A 260-nucleotide genomic window follows, 5' to 3' on the forward strand; every position below is an offset into this window, starting at 1 on the left:
AGTTGTCGTTCAGGTCGCCGCGGACGCCCACGACGTAGCGGTACTGCTGGTGCTGCATCGCACCCTGGCGGCCGCCGCCTTCGACGTTCCGCCGGGCGATGGTGCCGCGGAACATGGCGTTCGGGTTGGTGGTGTTGGCGCAGGTTTCGCCGGCCGCCCCGCCGAACACGCCGAGGAGGCCGCGCTGCTGGGCCGACAGGAACGGGTTGGCGCAGTTCACATTGAACGTGCCGGCGAAGACGCCGCCCGCCGCGATTTGG

The 260-nt window shown here is 70.4% G+C and carries 1 protein-coding gene; it reads right to left on the reverse strand.

What is annotated here, in order from left to right:
• Nucleotides 1-260 (reverse strand): hypothetical protein (locus AX721_RS27760; protein ID WP_197422440.1); only part of this gene is annotated, 260 nt, incomplete at both ends.

It is taken from the genome of Phenylobacterium sp. CCH9-H3, from assembly GCF_001557235.1.
In the GTDB taxonomy this organism is placed as follows: Bacteria; Pseudomonadota; Alphaproteobacteria; order Caulobacterales; family Caulobacteraceae; genus Phenylobacterium.